Source organism: Aeromonas sp. FDAARGOS 1402 (assembly GCF_019046925.1).
GTDB lineage: Bacteria > Pseudomonadota > Gammaproteobacteria > Enterobacterales > Aeromonadaceae > Aeromonas > Aeromonas caviae.
The window spans coordinates 4,298,064-4,320,608 of sequence record NZ_CP077201.1; the positions used below are offsets into that span (position 1 = coordinate 4,298,064).

A 22,545-nucleotide genomic window follows, 5' to 3' on the forward strand; every position below is an offset into this window, starting at 1 on the left:
GCAGATGCGTCTCTCTTACAACACCTTGGCGATGGCGTCGCAGAGGGGATCAATGTTGGCGCGGGTGATGCCTGCCACGCTGATCCGGCCGGAGCCGACGATATAGATGGCGAATTCGCTCTTGAGGCGCTCCACCTGATCCTTGGAGAGACCGGAGAAGGAGAACATGCCGTTCTGTTCGCGGATGAAGCTGAAATCCTGGTTCACCCCCCGCTCGGCCAGCTTCTCCACCAGCAGCTCGCGCATCTCGCGAATGCGCACCCGCATGGCGGCCACTTCTTCCACCCACTCCGCATAGAGGGTCGGGTCGCTCACCACGGTGGTGACAACGGCGGCGCCGTGTGACGGCGGGTTGGAGTAGTTGGCACGAATGACGGTCTTCACCTGGGTGAAGGCGACGTCGGCCACCGCCTTGGTCGCGCAGACCAGGGTGAAGGCCCCGACCCGCTCGTTGTAGAGGCCGAAGTTCTTGGAGAAGGAGCTCGCCACCAGCAGCTCGTCGTGGCACTCGGCGAAGATGCGAAGGCCTTCGGCATCCTCTTCGATACCACGGGCAAAGCCCTGATAGGCAAAGTCAAAGAGCGGCAGCCAGCCGGCGGCGGCACTCTGCCTGGCCAGGGCGCGCCACTGCTCGGTGGTCGGGTCGATACCGGTCGGGTTGTGGCAGCAGCCGTGCAGCAGCACCAGATCCCCCGCCTGCGCGTCAGACAGGGAGGCCTGCATGGCGGCGAAGTCGAGTCCCTTGGTGGCGGCGTCGTAGTACTTGTACCACTTGACGGTCAAACCGGCCGCCTGGAACACGCTGACGTGGTTCGCCCAGGTGGGATCGGAGATCCAGATGGTCTTGGCGAGATTGTTGCGTACCACGAACTCGGCGGCGATGCGCAGGGCACCGGTACCGCCCGGCGCCTGCGCCGTCTTGGCGCGGCCGCTGGTCACCAGGGCGGCATCACGGCCGAACAGCAGTTGCTGCACGATGCGGCCGTATTCGATATTGCCTTCGATACCGAGGTAGTTCTTGGTCTTCTCGTCGGTCAAGAGCTTCTGCTCGGCTTGCTTGACGCAGTGAAGGATAGGAGTGGCACCGGTCTCATCCTTGTAGATACCGACCCCCAGATTGATCTTGTGGCTGCGAGTGTCGGCACGGAAGGCTTCGGTCAGGCCCAGGATCGGATCCGCTGGGGCGGCAACAACCTTTTCAAACATGGTATTCCCTGTAGTCCGTTGAGTTCGTTGGCTGGCAAAGTAGGTTGGCAAACAAAAGCGCCCGTCCAGGGAGCGCTTCGTCAGCTCTTTATACCACTGCCTTCCATAGGGGAAAACCGCTTTCTCTGCGCCGCCTCAACCAATCCCGTGCCAATCCGGTGCCAGGGCACACACCTCGACCGACAGACCCCGATTCGACTCCACCAGATCATTGCACTGTGCCAGCAGCGCACGGGGGATACGGCTCGGCTCCCAGGGCCGACCATCCCCCAGGGGAGCCCCGTAGGCCGCCTTGATGGGCACCAGATCCCGGGGCAGCCACCAGCTCGCCGGTCTCCCCAACCGCTGGGCCAATGCCAGTACTCTGTCGACCCCGGCCGGATCCAGGGCTGTGAGGTGGCTCCAGAGGGTCTGGGGCGGCAAGGCGGCGATCAGGGGCTCCAGCGTGCCGGGATCCTCGGCGGGATACCAGACCAGCAGGGCGTCGGCGGGCAGTGGCAACTCGGCGAAGGCGCCGACGGCATCGGTCGTGATCACCCGCTGTATCTCCCCCTCTCCCCAGAGGATCTTGCCAAGCTGCGCCAGGGTGCGGGCTGGCAGCGCCACCTCCCCCAGGGTCTGGAGCCAGGGGGCGGCATCCAGCAGGGTGCCGCCGCTGAGAAACAGGCTGAACGGCCGTGTGGCCCGCAGACGAAGGGGCAGATCACTGCAAAGCCGGATCCCCTTGTCTTCGAAGTCGATCTGCTCGATGGGGCTGAAATGACCCTCCCCCTTGCGATACAGGGCCGCCAGCACCCGCTCGTTGACCCTCTCCCCCAGTTGCCAACCGTGGGATTGCAGCCACTCCTCGGGTTCCGGCGGGGCACTGGCCATCTTCGCCAGCATCAGCTCCCGAGTCAGATAGCGGTGCCCGGCAGGGGTGAGCTCATAGTGGTGATTGCCAAGGGCCAGCAGCAACTGGTTGTCCCGAAGCATGCCGATGAGCGGCTGCCATTGACGACCGCGAACAGCCTGGGGGCTGCCGCTCAGCAACTGCTGTGCCAGCGCGCGCCACTCGGGGTGGGTGAAATCGATCAAAGACATCCTTCCCTGTCGGCAAACCATCCTTCAACGAATTGAATAATCTAGCGATTTACGACGAAGGAGCCAAGGGCGGAAAAGAGACAACGTGACCTGGCGCAGCACCGGACGTCGAAAGGAAGCGAAAGAGGTGAAAGGCAGATAAAACAAAACGGCCAAGCAAGCTTGGCCGTTTCATCAACTCTTTCACGATTCCCTATGAGAGGGAGCCTTGATTAGAAGTTGTATTGCATACCAACAGTCCACTCGTCATCTTGCTGACTCAGGCCTTGGATTTTGTATTCGGTGTAAGCTTTCAGCTTGGAGTTGAAGGCGTATTCAACACCCATGGAGGTGAAATCTACGGTGTCTTCGTAAGAAGTTACACCTTCCACTTTCGCTTCAGCGAAGTTGTAGCCAGCCAGGAAGGTCCAGGCGTCTACGTTGTAGGAAGCAGCCAGCTCGTAGCCACGCGCCTTGGCATCGTTGAAGCCGTCGAACTTGTAGGTGGATTCGTTATACAGGGCAGCGAAGTAGAAACCCTGATAGGTGTAGCTTGCGGCAACAGCCCAGTCATTCTTGTCGGTCAGATCAGCGCGACTGAAAGTACCGTTTTCGGAAGTGATGGTGAGGCTGGAGGCATCTTCGAAGCTCTTGGACTCGTAACCTGCGGCCAGACCCAGACCAAAGTCGAAGTCATAGGTTGCGCCCAGGGTGTAGCCGTGGTCCATTTTACCTTCAACACCAGACCAGCCAGCGTAGTTCGCATCATAGCTGCCGTTGTTGGTGATGTAGCCACCTTTCAGGCCAAAACCGTTCCACTGACCGTTATAGATAGCCTGACCTTCTTGACGACCATCATAGACGTTGGCCATGTCACCGTAGTCGTTGAAGATATCGGTCTTGGCGACGGTTGCATTGTAGAAAGCAGTTTCTGTCTGACCAAACAGGAACTGGCCATACTGGGAACCATCGAAGCCAGCATAGATGTGACGAACCTTCAGCTCACGCTTGTCGCTGTCATAGGAGTTTTCGGAGGCCAGTTGCCACTCAGTTTTGGCAACGCCAGACCAGGTGTCATTCAGAGCCATTTTACCGGACCAGCCCAGACGGGCATAGGTGGTCAGCTCACCATCATTCTTGGAGTAAGAATCTGCGTCTGCATCGTAGGAGTCGTACTCGCCGAAGTACTGGGCATGTACACGACCGTAGATGTCGAAGGTGGTACCGTCTTTGTCATAGATGACGGCAGCGTTAGCTGCGGATGCAAACAGAGCCGGGATAGCAATAGCCAGAATTGTCTTTTTCATAGTTTCCAATGCCTACTGTAATTAAACACTAAGTCCTTGTTATTCCCTGTGTTAGCGATGTTCTTTGCATCACTATGGCGCCGAGACTATCACCGGGTTTTCGAATCCGCAATGAAAAAACTTGGAACTTTTTATGAAAACCATAGTCACAGGGAAAAATTTGTGAGCTGAATCTCACAATGTTTGCCCCATCAGGGAAAACGTTTACAGCGATACTCTCTGCCTGAATCCCTCTTTTTTGGTGGTTTATTGCAACCCCCTGTTCCCTCATAACATATGTGCAAAGCCGGGGCTGACCCGACTGCTTCTCCCCTGCCTCGACCCGGGCCGCCTGTTGCGGGTATCCTGTTGCCATCCACACCGACACGGCCACACCTTCTTTATGCTATCGACTCGCCTCAAAGCCACCATCCGCAATACCTATCGCCAGATTGCCGATGGTTTACCCGGTTTTGTGCCGCGCAAGGAGCAGAATTTCCTGGTTGCCGAAATCGCCAAGACCCTGACGGGAGAATATGACAGGAGTCGCCGCATCCTGGTGGCCGAGGCTGGCACCGGCATCGGCAAGTCCCTCTCTTATGCCCAGGGGGCCATACCAGTGGCACGGCTGACCCAGAAGAAGCTGGTGATCTCCACCGCCACCGTGGCCCTGCAGGAGCAGCTCATCCACAAGGATCTTCCCTTTTATCACCGTCACAGCGAGCTGCCGTTTCGTTTCATGCTGGTCAAGGGGCGCCAGCGCTACTGCTGCGAGCACCTGCTGGAGCAGGCGGCAAACGGCAGCGAGATGGCCAATTTCGAACTCGACTTCGGCGCATTGAGCAAACACAAGCCATCGGACGCTGACAAAGCGTGCTACCAGGGGCTGTGGCAGGCCTACACAGAAGGCAAGTGGGACGGGGATCGGGACAACTGGCCCAAACCCATTCCGGACCCTTGCTGGGATCGCATCGCCGCCGACCGTCACACCTGCAACAAGGCCCTGAGCCACCATCAGCACTGCCCCTTCCATCGGGCCCGCAACGACATGGACGCGGCAGACGTGCTGGTGGTCAACCACGCCCTGCTGCTCTCCGACCTCACCATGGGGGGCGGCATCATATTACCGCCGCCGGACGAGTGCATCTATGTGCTGGACGAAGCCCACCACCTGCCCACCATCGCCCGGGATCACGGCGCCGCCAGCGCCAGCATCAAGGGATCCCGCCGCTGGCTGGAAAAGCTGGTGCAAAGCGCGGGCAAGCTGGCCAGGACGCTGAACAAGGAGAGCCTGCTCGACCCCCAGCTCAAACTGCAGGATGCCCTGGCCTCTCTCCAGCCGGATCTCAAGGCACTCGAGCAGTGGCTCGCCAGCAATGATCACCTCTTTGGCGGCGAGCCCCACCACAGATTCGCCGATGGGGTACTGCCGGATCCCCTGCCCATGCTGGCGGAAAACCTCAAGGAGGCGAGCAAGAAGGCACTGAGGGCGCTGGACAGAATGCAGGGGGCCATCGGCGAGGCGCTCAAGGATGGCGACATCCGTCGCAAGGAGGCCGAGCCTCTGCTGGCGGAGAGCGGTTTTCACCTGCAGCGGCTCGAGAGCTTCTGCGCCCTCTGGGAGATGCTGAGCCGCCATGTTCCCACCGGCAAGACCCCCCTCGCCCGCTGGATGGCCAGAAGCGAGGACGGGGACATCTGGTTGCACGCCTCCCCCATCGAGGTGGGGTATCTGCTGGAGGAGTGGCTCTGGTCCCGCTGTCTCGGGGCCGTGCTGGTGTCGGCGACCCTCACCGCCCTCTCCTCCTTCAGTTATTTTCGCCACCAGGTGGGGCTCAAGGAGCATGACGGCACCCGCTATCTGCGGCTGCGCTCCCCCTTCGACTACCACAAGGCCGAACTCTATCTGCCCAAGATGGCCCATGAGCCCAGTGCCCCCGCCTTCACCCAGGAGTTGATCGATACCCTGCCCCGTCTGCTGGCAGGCAAGGAGGCCAGCCTGGTGCTCTTCTCCTCCTATCGCCAGATGAACGAGGTGGCGGTGGGGCTGCGGGCCAAGGGGATGTCGCTCCTGGTACAGGGGGAAGCGTCCCGCAGCGCCCTGCTCCTCCTGCACAAACAAAAGTGCGACGGCGGCCAGGCCAGCATCCTCTTTGGCACCGGCAGCTTCTCGGAAGGGCTGGATCTGCCCGGCCACTACCTCACCAACCTGGTGATCACCAAGCTCCCCTTCGCGGTGCCCAACTCCCCCGTGGAAGAGGCGACCGCTGAGTGGATAGAGCAGCGCGGCGGCAACCCCTTCCTGCAACTGACGGTGCCGGAGGCGTCGCGCAAGCTCATCCAGGCCTGTGGCCGCCTCATCCGAAAAGAGGCGGATCGGGGGCGGGTCACCATCCTGGACCGGCGCCTGCTGACCAAGCGCTACGGCAAGGGGCTGCTGGACGCCCTCCCCCCCTTCACCCGACGCATCGAGTGACACGGCTGACGCCCGCCATGCGATCCCCTGTCTCTCATGTCAGGAGGGGGCAGGAAGATAGAAGAGCACGCTGCCCGCAGGACTCGGGGCAGCGGGATCCACACCCCGCACACCGGAAGGCGCCATAAACGGCTATTGCCGCTGTGGGGCAAACCTGTAAAAATGACCCCCTATTTTTCAGTGGGCAATTGCCTGACTGTTCAAGGAGATGAAATGAAACTGACTGTTCTGGTACCGGCCCTGGCTGGTCTGTTGTGGGCAGGTAGCGCCCTGGCCGCTAGCCAACTGGAAATTACGAATCCCTATGTCATCCAGCTGCTCGATGGCGAACCCGTCAACCCCCAGCTGCTCGACAAAGCCACCGTCTTCTCCCTGGAGCCCGGCAGGCACCAGGTCGTGGTCGCCTTCGAGGGCAACTACTCCAGCCGCAGTGAAACCAAGCTGGTCACCGCCGAGCCCCTGGTGATCAACTTCACCGCCGCCGACAACCAGCAACTCTTCCTCGACTTCAAGAAGCCCCGCAAGGAAGAAGAAGCCAAGCGTTTCGTCAAGGAACAGAACGTCGTTCTGAAAGACAAATCCACCGGCCAGGTCCTGAAATCCGAGCAGTTCGTCATGCCGACCGTGGGTGGCTTCCAGCTGACCCGTGACTATCAGCAGGAGCTGCTGAAGATGGGCAAGGCCTTCAACCAGCCCAAGACCGTTTCCGTCTCCACCGCCGCCGTGATGGCTGCCGCCAGCGCACCGGTGGAAGTGGCCCCGAGCAAGGCCATGAGCAACCCGGAAGCCCTGACCCAGCTGCAGAGCTGGTACAACAAGGCCGATGCGGAGACCCGCAAAGCCTTCCAGATCTGGGTGATCCAGCAGCAGTAAGGCGCATCGCACGCCTGCATCGAGGGGAGCCTGGCTCCCCTTTTTCATACCCGTTCATGGCCGATGCTTCATGTCACTGCGCATCTTCTATCACCCCCACTACTCCGCCCTGACACTGCCCGAGCGTCACCGCTTCCCCCTGGCCAAGTACCAGGCGCTGTTTGAACGCCTCGTCGCCCTCGACTATCCGCTGGCACAGGCCACCCCTGCCAGCCGTGAGCAGATAGAGAAGGTGCACGATGCGGCCTATGTACAGGCCGCCCTCGCCGGCACCCTCGATGAAGGGGCCATTCGCCGGCTCGGCTTTCCCTGGTCTCCCCTGCTGATAGAACGTACCATGCACTCGGTCGGCGCCACCCTGGCCGCCAGCCGCCACGCCCTTGCGCAGGGCTGCGGACTGCAGATCTCCGGTGGCTACCACCACGCACACCGGGGATTTGGCAGCGGCTTCTGCCTCTTCAACGACCTTGTGATCGCAGCGCGAACCTGCCTGGACGAGGGACTCTGCGAGCGGGTACTGATCGTGGATCTCGATGTCCATCAGGGAGATGGCAGCGCCGCCCTGTGCACGGGCAGCCGTGACATCATCACCCTCTCCCTGCACGGGGAACACAACTTCCCCCGCCACAAGCCAGCCTCCCATCTGGACTTTCCCCTGCCAAGCGGCATGGAGGACGACGCCTATCTCGAGACCCTGGACCAGGCCCTCGCCCTGGCTCATCGCCTCTACGCCCCTGACTTCATCCTCTATCAGGCCGGGGTGGATGTGCACCGGGACGACGAGCTAGGCTACCTCTCCCTGAGCGACTCCGGCGTGCGCCAGCGCGATGCCATGGTCTTTGACTCTGCGCTTCGCCACGGGCTGCCCATCACCGCCGTACCGGGAGGGGGTTACCGGCGAGACTGGCAGCAGTTGATCCCGCTGCACCTCTCGCTCTTTGAAGTAGCAAGGCACCGGTTTGGTTGAGCGGCACCACCCGGCCCATGACGAAAAAGAGGCGACCCTTGGGTCGCCTCTTCTATATCAGTGCACAGGGATGATGACGCCGTCTGCCCTCAGGCATGGGCCATTGGCGTCGGGTGCTCGCCCATCTTGCGCAGCAGCATCAGCAGATAGACCAGGGAGACCCCGGCAATCACCATGAACAGCAAATGATCCGAGTAGTGCTGCATCAGGAGCGCCGTCAGGGTGGGCCCGAGCAGGCTGCCGATGGTGTAGCTCAGCAGCAGCGCCTGGTTCATGGCCACCAGTTGATGCTGCTCCACCTTCTCGCAGGCCCAGGCCATGGCCACCGGGTAGAGCGTGAAGCCCGCGGCCCCCAGAATGAACAGCGTCGGTCCCATGGCCGCGTTGCCGAGCATCGCCATGGCCCCCAGGATCACCACCAGCACCTGTACCCGCAGCACCGGCAGGCGCCCGAAACGATCAGCCAGACGCCCCACCGGCCATTGCCCCAGGATGCCTGCGCTCACCATCACCGCCATCCAGTAGCCGATGGCCCCGTCGCTCACCCCCTGGTGGTTCAGATAGAGCGGCATCAGACCATAAAGCACCCCCAGCACGATGCCGGAGAGGATGCAGCCGTTCACCCCCAGACGCGCCTGACGCATGCGCAGCATCGGCCAGACCGGAGTCCTGGCCTGGTGGTTCCCTGACGGACTGGCGATGCGGGTGAACAAGAGCGGCAGCATGGCCGCCAACACCAGGGCGGTCAGCCAGGGCAGCACCGCCATCAGCGACGTCGGCACCTTGCTCACCAGCAGTTGCCCAAGCACAGTGCCCACGTAATAGACCATCATGTAGGCAGCCAGCAGGCGACCCCGATTGCGGGCGTTGCCGCTGCACATCAGCGCGCTCTCCACCACCACCCAGATCATGGCGCAGCCGACCCCGGCGATGAATCGCCAGGCGAGCCAGCTCCAGAACGCCAGGGTAATGCCGAGCCCGACGCAGCCTGCGGCAAAGAGCGCACTGGCCAGGTAGTAACTGCGATTGAAGCCGCAGCGGGCGATGAGTCTGCCCGCCAGCAGGGTTCCCAGCAGGTTGCCGGTGAAATAGGAGGAGCCGACCATGCCGACCTGCCAGGTGGGCAGATGCTCATGGGCGAGCCAGAGCGGCACCAGGGTATTCAATACCGCGATGGCCAGGGTCAGCAACAGCAGGCCACAGAGCAGGAGCAGCACCGGGCGGGAGTATGTGGTCATGGATAGAACCGTGGGGAGAGGCAAAATGCGAGCGCATCATGCCACCGCCTGTGCCTTTGTCAATCGGCACTGAGGCCGGGTCGCAAGGTTTTTCTGCCCACCGTGATGGCAACGCGGCACGGCCCTCCCCTGACGGGAGCCTCATCCCCTTGATTGGCCGGCACGTTGGTCATGATAAGGAGAAGCGGGCGGTTGAATATCGCCCCTGTGCCTCCCTCACGCCAGAGCGCCATGACCAGAAGAGGCGACCCAGGGCCGCCTCTTCTTGTTATCAAGCACAACCTATCGTGCACAACGCCGGTCAGCGCTGGCGCTTCTTGGCGTACTTGCGACGAGCCCGGGCCTGGCGCTCCTCTTCCCGCTTCGCCTTCTCCCTGGCTTTCTGCTCAGCCTCGGCCTCGGCTTCCACTATCTCGACGCTCACCATCTCTGGCGTCTCCAGGGAGATCCGCCCCAGCATGCCGGACCGGAATTCATTGACCAGGATTTCCGAGGCCTTGTGCAGATCCGCAAGCCCCCCCTTGCGCATGAAGCCGCGCTGACGGGCAATGAGATCCAGCAGCTCGATCTCGGTCTCCGGCAGCTCGCTCAGCTGGTAGCGTGCCTTGATGCGCTCCGGATAGGCCTTGATGAAGTAGTCGGCGGCAAACATGGCGATGTCGGCGTAATCGAAGACGGTATCCTTGATGGCCGCCGTGATCGCCAGTCGATAACCGCAGGAGGGCGGGTTGAGCTTGGGCCACAGGAAGCCAGGGGTGTCCGTCAGGATGACGTGGTTGTCGAGCTTGATCCGCTGCTGGGACTTGGTCACCCCCGCCTCGTTGCCGGTCTTGGCGATGATGCGCCCCGCCAGGGTGTTGATCAGGGTGGACTTGCCCACGTTGGGGATGCCCATGATCATGGCGCGCACCCCGCGCAGCTCGAAGTTGCGCTCCGGCAGCATCTCGTGGCACAGGGTCAGCAGTTGCTTGATCATCGTAGGCTCCTGCTGGGTCAGGGGCAGAGCCTTGATCCCCTTCTCCTGCTCCATGTGGGCCACCCACAGCGCGGTGATCTCGGGGTCGGCAAGGTCTGCCTTGTTGAGCACCTTGATCACCGGCGTCTCCCCGCGCAGCTCCGGCACCAGGGGGTTCTCGCTGGAGAAGGGGATGCGGGCGTCGAGCATCTCGATGATGACATCGACCTGGGGCATGACCTCTGCAATCTCTTTGCGGGCCTTGTGCATGTGGCCGGGGAACCAGTTGATGGACATATCCGTTACTCTCTCATTGGCATGCGGTCCCCTCTCGGGGCTGCGGGCGCTCGGGGTTGCGGGTGCGTGGTGATGCGCCAGACCGCTGGCACTCATCGCAAGGGGGCGCATTTTACCTGCTGCGGCCCCGATTTGACAGGCTATTCTGGCCGGGTGTTGTCACCCGGGTGGCCGGATGCCCGCCACGCCACCGGGAGGTGAGTGGCAGAACACAATCAACATAACCCATTGATATAAGATAACATTTGCAAGGCGCTTTCACCGTATTGTCATCTCTCTTCACTAAAAGTGTCATCTGCCCCCTCTAGGCTGCGCTCAGGTTTCACAAGGAGCGAACCCCAATGAGAAAGATGGCAGGACTTGCAGTGATGATAGGCGCCGCCCTGGCCGCCGGCTGCAACTCCAACAACGACAGCAACACCCCGGAACCCAGCGCCAAGAACGTGATCTTCTTCCTCGGCGACGGCATGGGTCTCAACACCCTGACCGCCTCCCGGATCTATGGCGTCGGCGAAGAGGGCAGCCTCACCATCGACACCCTGCCGGAAACGGCCTTCATCAAGACCTTCTCCCACGATGCTCAGGTGACCGACTCGGCCCCCTCCATGGCGGCCTACATGACCGGGGTCAAGAGCAACAACGGCGTCATCAGCATGGACAGCGACGCCACCCAGGAGAGCGATTGCAGCCAGAGCGGCGGCAAAGCGGTGACCACCCTGCTGGAGCTGGCCAAGGCCGATGGCCGTGGCACCGGCGTGGTCACCACCACCCGGGTCACCCACGCCACCCCGGCCGCCACCTATGCCCATATCTGCAACCGGGACCTGGAGGCTGATATCGCCGTCCAGATGGTGCCGGGGGGCAGCGGTTACAACAGCGCCCTGAAGGAGGGGCTGGACGTGGTGCTCGGGGGCGGCAGCAGCTTCTTCCTGCCCAGCGCCGACAAGGGCAAGCGGACCGATGGTCGCAACCTCATCGACGAGATGAAGGCGAAGGGCTATCAGTTTGCCGCCACCCTGGACGAGCTGAACCAGGCCGATGCGAGCAAGCCGCTGCTGGGCCTGTTTGGCTCAAGCCACATGAAATATGACCTGGACCGGCCCGCCAGCGAGCCGTCACTGGCCCAGATGACCCTGGCTGCCATCAAGCAGCTCAAGGGCAAAGAGAAGGGCTACTTCCTAATGGTGGAAGGGGGGCGTATCGACCACGCCCTGCACGACACCAACGCCAAGCGCGCCCTGCAGGATACCCTCGCCTTCGACAACGCCATCCTGGCCGCCATCAATGAAGTGAAGAAAACCGATCCCGAGCTGAAAAACACCCTGATCGTGGTCACCGCCGACCATGACCACACGCTTGTGCTCAACGGGTACGCCAAGCGCACCGGCAAGACCACGGCAGGCAATGCGGGCGTGCTCGGGCTGGTGAAGAACTACGAGACCGGCGAGCCAAGCAAGGATAGCGATGGCATGCCCTACACCATCATCGGCTTTGGCAACGGCTACAACCGAGTGGATGGCCCGCGCAGCAGCGTGGCGGCCCTCGACGACGCCACCACCTCCGCCGACGACTATCACCAGGAGGTGGTGGTCAAGGTGGGCGAGATAGGCAACGAGACCCACGGCGGTACCGATGTCTTCCTCGGCGCCATCGGCCAGGGGGCGGAGCGCTTCCACGGCTCTCTCGACAACACCGCCGTGTTCGGCAAGATCAAGGCTGCGGCCAAGCTGTAAGGGATTATCAGGATGAACATCACCATGAAAAAGACGCTGGTCTGCACCGCCCTGCTCGGCACGCTTGGCGGCCTCTCCCAGGCGCACGCCGCCGATGCCAAGAACGTCATCCTCTTTATCGGTGACGGCATGGGTCCCACCGTGCTCACCGCCACCCGCCTGTTCAAGGTGGGGGAAGAGGGGGATCTCGAGATGATGAAACTGCCCCAGAGCGCGCGCATCAAGACCTTCTCCCACGATGCCCAGACCACGGACTCCGCCCCCTCCATGGCGGCCTACACCACCGGCGTCAAGATGAACAACGAGGTGATCGCCATGAGCAGCGACACCAGGGCCGTGGCACCGTCCAAGGATGCCAACGGCAACAAGGGCATCAACAACTGCACCAGCGACAACGGAAGCCCGGTGCCCACCATTCTCGAGCTGGCCAAGGCAGCCGGCAAGTCGGTGGGAGCCGTCACGACCACGGAGCTCACCCATGCCACCCCGGCGGCGACCTATTCCCATATCTGCCACCGGGATGCGGCCTACGCCATCGCCGAGCAGGCGGTACCGGGCGGCGCCGGCTTCAACCAGGCGCTGGGGGATGGGGTCGATGTGCTGATGGGGGGCGGCGCCAACCACTGGACGCCCTACAGCGCCAGCAACAAGGGCGGCCGGGCCGACGGCCGGGATCTCACCGCCGAGCTGACCGCCCGGGGCTACCGCTATGTCACCACCAAGGATGAGCTCTCTGCTGTCAACTCGGGCAAGGTGCTGGGGCTGTTCAGCACCAAATCCCACCTCGACTACGAACTGGACCGCGTCGCCAAGGGGGCGGCTAGTACCCAGCCGTCCCTCTCCGAGATGACCGCCAAGGCGATCGATCTGCTCAGCCAGAACAGCCAGGGCTACTTCCTGATGGTGGAGGGGGGACGTATCGACCACGCCCTGCATGCCACCAACGCCAAGCGATCCCTGACCGATGCGGTGGCGCTGGACGAGGCGGTCAAGACGGCCCTCGGCAAAGTGGATTTGAGCGATACCCTGATCGTGGTCACCGCCGACCACGACCACACCATGACCATCAACGGCTATTCAGCCAAGGGCAACAAGGTGCTGGATCTGGTCAAGAACGCCGATGGCTCGACCCAGAACGACGCGGACGGCAAGCCGTTCACTACCCTGGTATTCGGCAACGGCCCCAACCGCCAGGACCAGCGTCCCACCCTCACCAGCGATGAGGTGATGGCGGATGACTACCTACAGGAGACCGGGGTCAAGCTCGGCTCCGAGACTCACGGCGGCGGAGATGTGATGCTGTTCGCGGGCGGCGCAGGCAGCAGCCAGTTCAAGGGCACCCTCGACAACACCCGGGTGTTCGGCAAGCTCAGGGAGGCCCTCGGCCTGTGATAAAGGGGCCCGGCACCTCGCCGGGCACCTTTTCCGTCGAGCGAGAGACGATGATGAAATATCTGCTTTCTTTATGGCTGCTGGGCAGCGCCCTCTCCTTCCCCCTCCTGGCCGACGAGGTGCCCGATCTGGCCGCCCGCATCCGCTACGTGGACAGGGTGACCGGCAGCGACGGCATCACCCGGGAGAGCCAGTGGCAGGAGAAGTGGCTGCGGGTCGGTGACCAGGTGTGGAGCCAGCGGCTCATTCCCGTTCCCCTGGCCCGTGCCTATCACGCCACCCATGATGCCCGCCCCGGCCACAAACACTTCACTCACCAGATGGCGGCACGCTGGGTCACCCGCAGCGAGGGAGACGCACTCCAGTTGCGCTACGCCGATGCCTGGCACAACCAGCTGGTGGAGGTACCGCAGGAGGAGTACGGCCAGGTGGCCTTCAAACCGGAGTGGGCGCGGATCCGCCACCTCATCAACCCTTCCCTGTTAGAGGGAATGACACCGCTGGATGAGGCCGCCCCCGACCAGGCGAACTGGTATGAGACCCGCGAAGGTCGCCAGCGTACCCGCATCCTCTGGTCGAGCCGCTGGCAGTTGCCCCTGGTGGTGGAGTCGGCAAGCCTCGACGGTTATCGCAGCTACCGGATGGAGGTGACGCTCAAGCCGCTGCCAAAGACCCTCCCCTGGCAGCAACTGGCAGGGTACCAGACCCTGGATCTGCGGGATTTCTTCGACTGATCCCCCCAGGCTGCAATCGCCTGGCTGACATGACGTAACGGGATGTTACACTCTCTGTACTCATCCCGGACCCGAACATCCATGCGCCTTGTTACTCTGCTTCTGCTGCTCTCCCCTCTGATCGTCTGCGCCTTTTCGGCCCGTGCCGTGGTCGTCGTGGCCGCGGACATTCCCCCCTATGTGATCCGCGCCCAGCAGGGTGCGCCGAGCGGCATGGCCATCGAGGTGCTGGAGGAGGCTGCCCGCCGCCTCGGGGAACCGCTCGAGATCGAGTTGATGCCGCTGGCTCGCGCCCTCAGCCAGGCCAGCCACCGCCCGGATGTCCTGTTGTTGCCCCCGGCCCGAAATACCCAGCGCGAACCACTGTTTCTCTGGATTGCCCCCCTGCTGGAGGAGGCCTTCGTGCTGGTCAGCCATCGCCGTCACCATCCAGCGCCGCTCTCCATGAAGACGTTGCCTGGCCTCACCGTTGGCGTGATGCGTGGCTCCCATAGCCAGAGCCTGATCCAGCCGCTGACAGGGGTGACCCAGGAGCTGGTCACCGAGGAGGTCAGCAACGCCAGCAAGCTGGCGCGCGGCCGCATCCAGGCCTGGGCGGTGGCCTGGAACACCGCCCGTTACAACCAGCAGCGGGCGGGTCTGCCGCTCCCGGATCTGGTGCGGGGCGAGACCTTGCAGCAGAGCACCCTCTACCTGGCCGCCAGTCCCCGCTTCTCCCGCAGCGAGGCGCTGCGCTGGCGCCGGGTCATTCAGGAAATGAGGGAGGATGGCAGTCTCGCGCGCATCCTGCACCAGTACGATTACCAGGCTCCCTGATGAGAAAGTCAGCCCAATTGCCAAACCACCCCAGAATGGTTATGGTATCTCCATGAAAGCAATCATGATTTTTTCCAGTACGCTCACACCCCGCTGAGCCCCCGCCCTCGCCCCGCTGCGCGAGTCGCTCGGGGGCATCGCTTTTGCTGTCTGCTTTTTACCCTTGCACCGTTTTTTGTCGACCAGTCTGCCCGTCATCCTGGTCCCTTCAGTCCTTGATAAGGAAATACCCTATGAAACAGCCTCATCTCGTCATCTCCAGCCTGGATCTGGATCGCATCGAACAGCTGCTTGGCAACCACCCCCAGCACCTTGCCCTGCAAGAGGAGCTGGATCGCGCCGAGATCCGCGAACCCGCCGACATGCCGCCGGACGTGGTGACCATGAACAGCACGGTGCGCTTCAAGATGCAAAACAGCGGCAACGACTTCTGCCTGACGCTGGTCTATCCGAAGGATGTGCAGGGGGACGAATCGAAGATCTCCGTGCTGGCGCCAGTGGGCAGCGCCCTGCTGGGGCTCAAGGTGGGTGACAGCATCGCCTGGCCGGGGCCGGCCGGTCGCACCATCCAGGTGGAGATCCTGGAAGTGGTCTATCAGCCGGAACGCGCGGGGGAGTTGCACCGCTGACAGGCTGCCAGGCTGCCATTCAGATCTGATGCGACCAGGTGGCTGACTCGGTATGCCTTTGTCCGGTCGGAGTCAAGGGCCACCGGCCGGGCATGACCTGACGGGGGATCAGGCCCCCTGACAGATCCGGTTCTTGCCCTCCCGCTTGGCCTGATAGAGAGCGCGATCTGCCTGGCTGAACAGGGTGTCAAAGTGCCATTCGCGGGCGCTGGGCGCCCACCCCAGGCTGGCCGTCACCCGGACCCCCTTCAGCCCCAGCGTTTCTATCCCCTGGCGGATCTGCTCGCAGCGCGCCTGCTGGGCCAGGGGGTCCCGCTCGGGCAACAGCAACACAAACTCTTCCCCGCCGAAGCGGCTGGCCACCAGATCCCGCTGGCCGGCAAGATAGCGACCCACCGCCTCCAGCACCCTGTCCCCGGTCTCGTGACCGTGGCGATCATTGATCTGCTGAAGTCGTCGAGATCCAGCACCACCAGCGCCCCCAGCCTTGCCATCGTCACGCAGTGATCCATGAAGCCGCGCCGGTTCAGGAGGCCGGTCAGGGGATCCTGGCTGGCCTGTCGACGCAGGGCCAGGGCCCGGTACTGGGTACAGAGCAGCAGCACCCCGAAGGTCGACAGATAGTTGCCCATCAGCATGGAGAGGAAGGGGAGCACATTGACCGCATGCTGATCCATCAGGACCCGCACCTCGCCGCCGAGCAGGGCCCCCATGTGCACCAGATTGAAACCGTAGAGCAGGATGTTGACCACGGTGAACACCAGCACCGCAGGCAGATAGTCAGGGTAGCCATGGCGCCAGATGAGCCAGACAATCACCGCCCCCACCATCATGTAGCTCAGGCAGGCCAGCAGCACCCGGGGGGCCATCTTGTCGTTGAAGATGACGCTCCAGCAGAGGATCAGCAGATAGACCAGCATGAAGAGGGTGAAGGCCCGCCAGTTTGGCGGCTCCCCGAAGAAGCGCTGGATGGCGAGTGGCATCAGGGCGAGGCAGAAGGTGATGAGCAGGTTGGCCAGCCAGATCCCCGCGATATGGGGGGAAAATGCCTGCATGAAGAAGAGCGATTGCGCCGCCAGGGCACAGAGGCTGGACCACCACCAGAGCCCGAGACCGGGTATTTCCCTGTGGGTCGACCAGATGATGGAGAGGGTGATGAATCCCAGGCTGTAGCCCCCGAGGGCCATCAACATCAGGGTAAATACGTCCAGATTGAGCAGAATTGAGGCGTCCATTCCCGAACCTTCCAATGGGGATGGCTGAGTATATGGGAAGCCCATGACAAGACACAGAGGGAGCCTATTGGCCGGGCAAAAATATTTGCCCGGCTCGCACGCCCCATTCCCCGTGAAGCGTGCCGGACAACGCCCTGTCTGTGCCCGGATTTTCCACCGAGACGGCCGCCGGATATTTTGCACTTGAACCGGCGCCATTAGATAGATATGTTGTTTTCATGTGGTTTTATGAGTCACCACGACGGATAAAAGTCTCCATAACTTATTGAGTCTTCTGGCACAAACAGGTTTTGGTACATTTTTCATCCAACGAACCATTCATAGAATCTCATATGGGGCTTTTGCCCCGACCAAGACAATAATCCTGTCTTGCCTGCTGCCGGATGCAGCAGTCTCTTGTGCCATGGAGTCGCACGGGAGCAGGTTCAAGGCCGACCACATTTACGACAGAGACGTCATTTATGATCAAAAAACTCATTCTTTCTACCCTGCTGCTGTGCGGGCTGGCCAACGCCGCGCCCACTTCCACCCTGGATGCCGTGCTGGAGCGCGGTGTGCTGCGGGTCGGCTTCGATGCCGGCTATCAACCCTTCGAGATGACCAACAAGCAGGGCCAGTACATCGGCTTTGACGTGGATCTCGCCAAGATGGTCGCCAAGGAGATGGGCGTGAAGGTGGAGTTCGTCAACACCGCCTGGGACGGCATCATCCCCGCGCTCTTGACCGACAAATTCGACGTCATCATGGGCGGCATGACCGTCACTCCCCAGCGCAACCTGCGCGTGAACTTTGCCGATCCCTACATCGTCGTCGGCCAGACCATCGTGCTTCGCAAAGACAAGGCGGGCGAAATCAAATCCTTCCAGGACCTCAACGATCCCAAATACAAGATCGCGGTCAAACTCGGCACTACGGGTGAGCAAGCGGTCAAGCGCATGATCCCCAAAGCCACCCTGCTGCAGTTTGAAACCCAGGATGACGCCAAGCTGGAAGTGATCAACGGCAAGGTGGATGCCTTCGTCTACGACCTGCCCTACAACGCCATCTTCGCGTCCCAGAACCAGGGCGCCGTGGTGCACCTCGACAAGCCGTTCACCTTCGAGCCGCTGGCCTGGGCCATCCGCAAGGGGGATCAGGACACCCTCAACTGGTTCAACAACTACCTGCGCCAGATCAAGGGTGACGGCAGCTACGACCGTCTCTACAAGAAGTGGTTTGAATCCACCGCCTGGCTGAACCAGCTCAAATAACCTCTCAAAGGGGCGGCATGCCGCCCCTTCACGCAGACTCCCCACACGATAACGACAAAAGAGGTTGTGACAGTGATCAACCCCAAACTCACAAGACAGATGGAAAAACAGCCCAATCAGCTGCTCTGGCACGGGATCTTCCTGCTGCTGGTGCTGGCCGCCATTTTCGGCATCTACAAGGCCGTGCAGGCTGTGGATTACACCTGGCGCTGGGAACGCATTCCCCAGTACATCGCCTATCAGGCAGAACAGAAACACTATGCCGAGTTTGACGGCACTGTGGTCGCGGACAAGGGACAGCTCTTCCTGCAAGACGATCTCGACCCCAGCCGCCGTCAGGCCATCGCTCCCAAGGGCTCCCAGCTGGCTGAAGGGGATACCGTCTTCCTCGGCGATACCCTGGATGTGCAACTGAGCTGGACCGCCGGCCCCATTGCCTGGGGCGTCTGGGTCACGGTCAAGCTCTCCCTGGTGGCAGGCATCTTCGCCATCCTGCTTGGCACCCTGGCCGGGCTCGCCCGCCTCTCCCCCAATCCGGCCCTGCGCAACCTGGCCGTGACCTATGTGGAGCTCATCCGTGGCACCCCGTTGCTGGTGCAGATCTTCATCGTCTATTTCTTTATCGGCACCGTGCTGAACCTCGACCGATTCACCGCTGGTGTGGCGGCGCTCGCGGTCTTCACCGGCGCCTACGTGGCGGAGATCGTGCGCGCCGGCATCAGCTCCATTCACAAGGGGCAGATGGAAGCGGGCAGAAGCCTTGGCATGACCTCGGCCCAGACCATGCGCTACGTCATCCTGCCCCAGGCCTTCAAACGGGTGCTGCCACCGCTCGCGGGTCAGTTCATCAACCTCATCAAGGACTCCTCTCTGGTCTCCGTCATCTCCATCACCGATCTCACCAAGGCGGGGCGCGAAGTGGTCAGCTCCACCTTCAGCCCGTTCGAGGTGTGGTTCACCGTGGCTCTGCTCTATCTGGTGCTGACCGGCACTCTCTCCTTCCTGGTGCGTCGTCTGGAGGTGAAATATGCGCGCAGCAACTGATCCCGTTATCAAGGCGCCATCGGTGTCGAAACGTTCTGCCATCACCGGCACTCCCTGTCCCTTCCCGGTGCGTCGTCTGGAGGTGAACTATGCGCGCTGCAACTGATCCCATCATCAAGGCGACCGGTGTAGAGAAGTTCTACGGCACTGAGGTGCACGCCCTGAAAAACGTCAGCACCCAGGTGGCCGAAGGGGAAGTGGTGGTGATCGTGGGGCCGAGCGGCTCGGGCAAGTCCACCTTCCTGCGCACCCTCAACCAGCTGGAGACCATCAACGATGGCAATATCGTGGTCGACGGCATCAGCCTCACCGAACCCGGGGATGTCAACAAGCTGCGGGAAGAGGTGGGCATGGTGTTCCAGTCCTTCAACCTCTTCCCTCACCTGACGGTGCTGGACAACATCACCCTGGCCCCTCAGAAGGTGAGAGGGCTCTCTCGCCAGGAGGCAGAGGAGCGAGCCAAGGCCCTGCTGCTCAAGGTCGGTCTCTCCAACAAGGCCCAGAGCTACCCCTCCCAGCTCTCCGGCGGCCAGCAGCAGCGGGTGGCCATCGCCCGGGCGCTCGCCATGCAGCCGCGCATCATGCTGTTTGACGAGCCCACCAGCGCCCTCGACCCCGAAATGGTGGGAGAGGTGCTGGACGTCATGAAGGGGTTGGCCCGCGAAGGGATGACCATGGTGGTGGTGACTCACGAGATGGGCTTTGCCCGGGAAGTGGCGGACAGGGTGCTCTTCATGGAGAGCGGCGAGCTGCTGGTGGACGAGAAACCCGCCGACTTCTTCGACAATCCACCCTCCCCGCGCCTGCGCCAGTTCCTGAGCCAGGTGCTATAACCCGCGATGCACCAACACGAAGAGGGAGCCCATGGCTCCCTCTTCTATGCTTGCCTTCCCCCCAGATCATCTCCCTGGCGCATTGCTTGCCGCAGCCTTTTGCCATCGGGTTGTCACCACGCCAACGAGCAAGGATGTTAATGAAATTTTAAATTCATCCGGTATGCTGACATCCAACTGGTCCAACCGGATGGCTCACATGGATGTGCAACTGCTCCTGCTCTACCTCTCGCCCCTCTTTCTGGTTTTCATCGGCTGGGAGATGCTCTACCTGCGAAAACACGGCGCCGCCTATCCCACGGCGGGCTACCAGTGGAAGGATCTCTTCGCCAATGCCACCCTGGCACTGATGCATCAGGGGGGCGATGCCCTGGCCGCCATTGCCATCGCCTATCTCTATGACACCCTCTGGGGCTGGCGATTATTCGATATCGAGCTGAACCTCTGGAGCCTCTTGCTGCTCTTTCTGTTGCAGGATCTCTGCTACTGGCTGTTCCACTTCGCGAGCCACCATGTGCGCTGGCTCTGGGCCTCCCACGTGGTGCACCACAGCTCGGAGCGGCTCAACCTCTCCACCGCCTTTCGCCAGAGCCTGATGTACCCGGTCTCCGGCATGTGGCTGTTCTGGATCCCCATGATCCTCATCGGCTTCCCCCCCGAGGCGGTGGTGGCCACCGTGCTCTTGAGCCTGGGTTTTCAGTTCTTCGTCCACACCCAGGTGGTGGGCAAGCTGGGCAAACTTGAATGGATCTTCAACACCCCGTCCCACCACAGGGTGCACCACGCCAGCAATGCCAGATACATCGATCGCAACTTCGCCGGCGTGCTCATCATCTGGGACCGGCTGTTTGGCACCTTCGTGGAAGAAGACTTGGGCGAGCCGTGCCGTTTCGGCATCACCAAGCCAATTCACAGCTTCAACCCCCTCACCCTCACCTTCCACGAGTGGCGCGACATGCTGCAAGAGGCCCGGGGCCTCCCATGGCGGCAAAAGCTCGCCGTGCTGTTTGGCAAACCGGCGGGCCCCACCAGCGGTTGACCCACCGACCAGGATAAAAAAGAGCGCACAGGGGCGCTCTTTTTCATGACAGGGACAACCCCCGGGTCAGACGTGAACGAAGGACCAGACGGCGGGGATCAGGCTCAGCAGCGTCACCCCGGCCAGCAGCCGTTCGCGCCCGCTGAGCCGCTGTTCGGCGCCGAGCTGGCGACGGCTGTAGAGAAACAGCAGCAGACCCGGCCCGTAGAGCAGAAGCGACAGCAGCAGGTACTCCACCCCGGCGGCGTAGAGCAGCCAGAAACCATAACCGCTCGACACCAGCGCCACCACCCGCATCAGGCCGCGGCCCTGCCCCCCCTTGCCACTGAAGACCAGCTTGAGCAGGAAGAGGCCGATGAGCAGGTAGGGCACCAGGATCATGGAGGTGGAGATGAGCAGCAGGTTGGTATACCCCTTGCCAAGCAGCCATACCAGCAGCAAGCAGCCCTGCACGGTCAGGCTGGTGAGCCAGAGCGAGGCGATGGGGGTGCCGTTGCGGTTCTCGCGCCGGAAGATGGCCGGGAAGGCCCCGTGACGCGCCGCGCTGAACGGCACCTCGGCCGAGAAGAGAGTCCAGCTCACGTAGGAGGCGAGCACCGACACGATGAGGCCGGCGCTGATGAGCAGCTTGCCCCAGGAACCCGTCATCTGGGCCATCAATCCCGCCATGGAGGGGTTGGGCAGGGCCGCAAGCTCCGGGCGGCTCAATATTCCGAGCGCCAGCACCGAGATGAGCACATAGAGCAGCAGCGCCAGCACCACGCCGAGCACGGTGGCGGTGCCCACGTCCCGCTTGTTTCTCGCCCGGGCCGAGAGCACCGCTGCCCCTTCGATGCCGGTGAAAACCCAGAGGGTGATGAGCATGGTGTTGCGCACCTGCTCGGAGACCGGTACCGCCAGGGTGCTGCCCTCCTGATCCGCCGCAAAGGTGACCGGATCGAACCAGTAGCAGGCGAACAGGATGAACAGCAGCAGCGGCAGGCTCTTGGCCAGGGTCGCCACCAGATTGAACAGGGCCGCCTGCTGCACGCCTCGGGCCACCAGCAGGTGCACCGCCCAGAGGATGCAGGACTCGCCGACAAAAGCTGCCAATGTGTTGCCCTCGCCAAACCAGACCCGCTCCGGCGTGTCGACGAAGCTGCCCAGCGCCGCGAAGGCGATCACCAGATACCCCACCACGCCGATGGTGGCACAGAGCCAGTATCCCCAGGCGGAGAAGAACCCCACCAGCTCGCCAAAGCCGGCTCGGGCATAGCTGTAGATGCCGCCGTCGAGCTCGGGTTTGAGCCGCGACAGGTAAAGGAAGCTCATGGCCAGCGCCAGTATGCCGACCCCGGTGACGGCCCAGCCGATCAGCACGGCGCGGGCGCCCGCCACATCGGCCATGTTCTGGGGCAGGCTGAAGATGCCGGCCCCCACCATGGAGCTGAACACCAGCGCAGTGAGGGACCAGAGCCCGATCTTGCTCTCTTTCATGGGC

The 22,545-nt window shown here is 62.2% G+C and carries 19 protein-coding genes and 1 pseudogene; 13 read left to right on the forward strand and 7 right to left on the reverse strand.

Features of this window, described 5'->3' with window-relative positions:
- Nucleotides 1-15: 15 nt before the first annotated feature.
- From I6L32_RS20070 to I6L32_RS20080, 3 genes are all read right to left on the reverse strand, one after another.
- The gene (locus I6L32_RS20070; RefSeq protein ID WP_111896752.1) at nucleotides 16-1,206 is read right to left on the reverse strand and encodes an amino acid aminotransferase; all 1,191 of its coding nucleotides are present in this window, start codon (nucleotides 1,204-1,206) and stop codon (nucleotides 16-18) included.
- Nucleotides 1,207-1,341: 135 nt separating this feature from the next.
- Entirely contained in the window at nucleotides 1,342-2,283 is a 942-nt protein-coding gene (locus I6L32_RS20075; protein WP_162726181.1) for a hypothetical protein, read from the reverse strand.
- Between the two features lie 218 nt (nucleotides 2,284-2,501).
- Entirely contained in the window at nucleotides 2,502-3,575 is a 1,074-nt protein-coding gene (locus I6L32_RS20080; protein WP_113070051.1) for a porin, read from the reverse strand.
- 382 nt (nucleotides 3,576-3,957) lie between these two features.
- Here I6L32_RS20080 and dinG point away from each other — a divergent pair, with 382 nt between their 5' ends.
- From dinG to I6L32_RS20095, 3 genes are all read left to right on the forward strand, one after another.
- Nucleotides 3,958-6,030: an ATP-dependent DNA helicase DinG gene (dinG, locus tag I6L32_RS20085; RefSeq protein ID WP_043153863.1), complete on the forward strand. Its 2,073-nt coding sequence runs from the start codon at nucleotides 3,958-3,960 to the stop codon at nucleotides 6,028-6,030.
- A gap of 213 nt (nucleotides 6,031-6,243) precedes the next feature.
- Nucleotides 6,244-6,903, forward strand: a complete 660-nt coding sequence (locus I6L32_RS20090) for a DUF2057 domain-containing protein (RefSeq protein ID WP_039040268.1) — start codon at nucleotides 6,244-6,246, stop codon at nucleotides 6,901-6,903.
- A gap of 70 nt (nucleotides 6,904-6,973) precedes the next feature.
- Nucleotides 6,974-7,870: a histone deacetylase gene (locus tag I6L32_RS20095; protein ID WP_111896755.1), complete on the forward strand. Its 897-nt coding sequence runs from the start codon at nucleotides 6,974-6,976 to the stop codon at nucleotides 7,868-7,870.
- A gap of 89 nt (nucleotides 7,871-7,959) precedes the next feature.
- Here I6L32_RS20095 and I6L32_RS20100 read toward each other — a convergent pair whose 3' ends face one another.
- Entirely contained in the window at nucleotides 7,960-9,108 is a 1,149-nt protein-coding gene (locus I6L32_RS20100; RefSeq protein ID WP_111896756.1) for an MFS transporter, read from the reverse strand.
- A 301-nt stretch (nucleotides 9,109-9,409) separates the two neighbouring features.
- Complete coding sequence (ylqF, locus tag I6L32_RS20105) at nucleotides 9,410-10,360, reverse strand: ribosome biogenesis GTPase YlqF (RefSeq protein ID WP_210599815.1); 951 nt, start codon at nucleotides 10,358-10,360, stop codon at nucleotides 9,410-9,412.
- A 341-nt stretch (nucleotides 10,361-10,701) separates the two neighbouring features.
- Here ylqF and I6L32_RS20110 point away from each other — a divergent pair, with 341 nt between their 5' ends.
- The 5 genes from I6L32_RS20110 (at nucleotide 10,702) to rnk (ending at nucleotide 15,664) form a co-directional block, all read left to right on the forward strand.
- Nucleotides 10,702-12,093, forward strand: a complete 1,392-nt coding sequence (locus I6L32_RS20110) for an alkaline phosphatase (protein ID WP_041214887.1) — start codon at nucleotides 10,702-10,704, stop codon at nucleotides 12,091-12,093.
- 24 nt (nucleotides 12,094-12,117) lie between these two features.
- Entirely contained in the window at nucleotides 12,118-13,485 is a 1,368-nt protein-coding gene (locus I6L32_RS20115; protein WP_174218574.1) for an alkaline phosphatase, read from the forward strand.
- Between the two features lie 50 nt (nucleotides 13,486-13,535).
- A complete protein-coding gene (locus I6L32_RS20120) occupies nucleotides 13,536-14,219 on the forward strand; it encodes a hypothetical protein (RefSeq protein WP_029314749.1) in 684 nt (227 codons plus the stop codon).
- Nucleotides 14,220-14,300: 81 nt separating this feature from the next.
- Nucleotides 14,301-15,035 carry an ABC transporter substrate-binding protein gene (locus I6L32_RS20125; RefSeq protein ID WP_210599816.1) on the forward strand — a complete coding sequence of 245 codons (735 nt, stop codon included), beginning with the start codon at nucleotides 14,301-14,303 and terminating at the stop codon, nucleotides 15,033-15,035.
- A gap of 233 nt (nucleotides 15,036-15,268) precedes the next feature.
- The gene (gene rnk, locus I6L32_RS20130) at nucleotides 15,269-15,664 is read left to right on the forward strand and encodes a nucleoside diphosphate kinase regulator (RefSeq protein WP_010675253.1); all 396 of its coding nucleotides are present in this window, start codon (nucleotides 15,269-15,271) and stop codon (nucleotides 15,662-15,664) included.
- Between the two features lie 108 nt (nucleotides 15,665-15,772).
- Here rnk and I6L32_RS23690 read toward each other — a convergent pair.
- A pseudogene (locus tag I6L32_RS23690) lies at nucleotides 15,773-16,899 on the reverse strand (GGDEF domain-containing protein).
- Nucleotides 16,900-17,360: 461 nt separating this feature from the next.
- On the opposite strand from I6L32_RS23690, the gene I6L32_RS20140 reads away from it, so the two are divergent.
- The 5 genes from I6L32_RS20140 (at nucleotide 17,361) to I6L32_RS20155 (ending at nucleotide 21,065) form a co-directional block, all read left to right on the forward strand.
- Nucleotides 17,361-18,149, forward strand: a complete 789-nt coding sequence (locus I6L32_RS20140; protein ID WP_010675255.1) for a transporter substrate-binding domain-containing protein — start codon at nucleotides 17,361-17,363, stop codon at nucleotides 18,147-18,149.
- A 99-nt stretch (nucleotides 18,150-18,248) separates the two neighbouring features.
- Nucleotides 18,249-19,193, forward strand: a complete 945-nt coding sequence (locus I6L32_RS20145) for an amino acid ABC transporter permease (protein ID WP_041201654.1) — start codon at nucleotides 18,249-18,251, stop codon at nucleotides 19,191-19,193.
- The gene (locus tag I6L32_RS23550) at nucleotides 19,177-19,299 is read left to right on the forward strand and encodes a hypothetical protein (protein WP_257692682.1); all 123 of its coding nucleotides are present in this window, start codon (nucleotides 19,177-19,179) and stop codon (nucleotides 19,297-19,299) included. Before I6L32_RS20145 ends, I6L32_RS23550 begins: the two co-directional genes overlap by 17 nt.
- Entirely contained in the window at nucleotides 19,283-20,026 is a 744-nt protein-coding gene (locus tag I6L32_RS20150; protein WP_010675257.1) for an amino acid ABC transporter ATP-binding protein, read from the forward strand. The genes I6L32_RS23550 and I6L32_RS20150 overlap by 17 nt, the downstream gene beginning before the upstream one ends.
- Nucleotides 20,027-20,225: 199 nt before the next feature.
- On the forward strand, nucleotides 20,226-21,065 hold the full coding sequence (locus I6L32_RS20155) for a sterol desaturase family protein (RefSeq protein WP_039040283.1): 840 nt from the start codon (nucleotides 20,226-20,228) through the stop codon (nucleotides 21,063-21,065).
- A 66-nt stretch (nucleotides 21,066-21,131) separates the two neighbouring features.
- Here I6L32_RS20155 and I6L32_RS20160 read toward each other — a convergent pair whose 3' ends face one another.
- On the reverse strand, nucleotides 21,132-22,541 hold the full coding sequence (locus I6L32_RS20160) for a basic amino acid/polyamine antiporter (protein ID WP_042864109.1): 1,410 nt from the start codon (nucleotides 22,539-22,541) through the stop codon (nucleotides 21,132-21,134).
- Nucleotides 22,542-22,545: the final 4 nt, after the last annotated feature.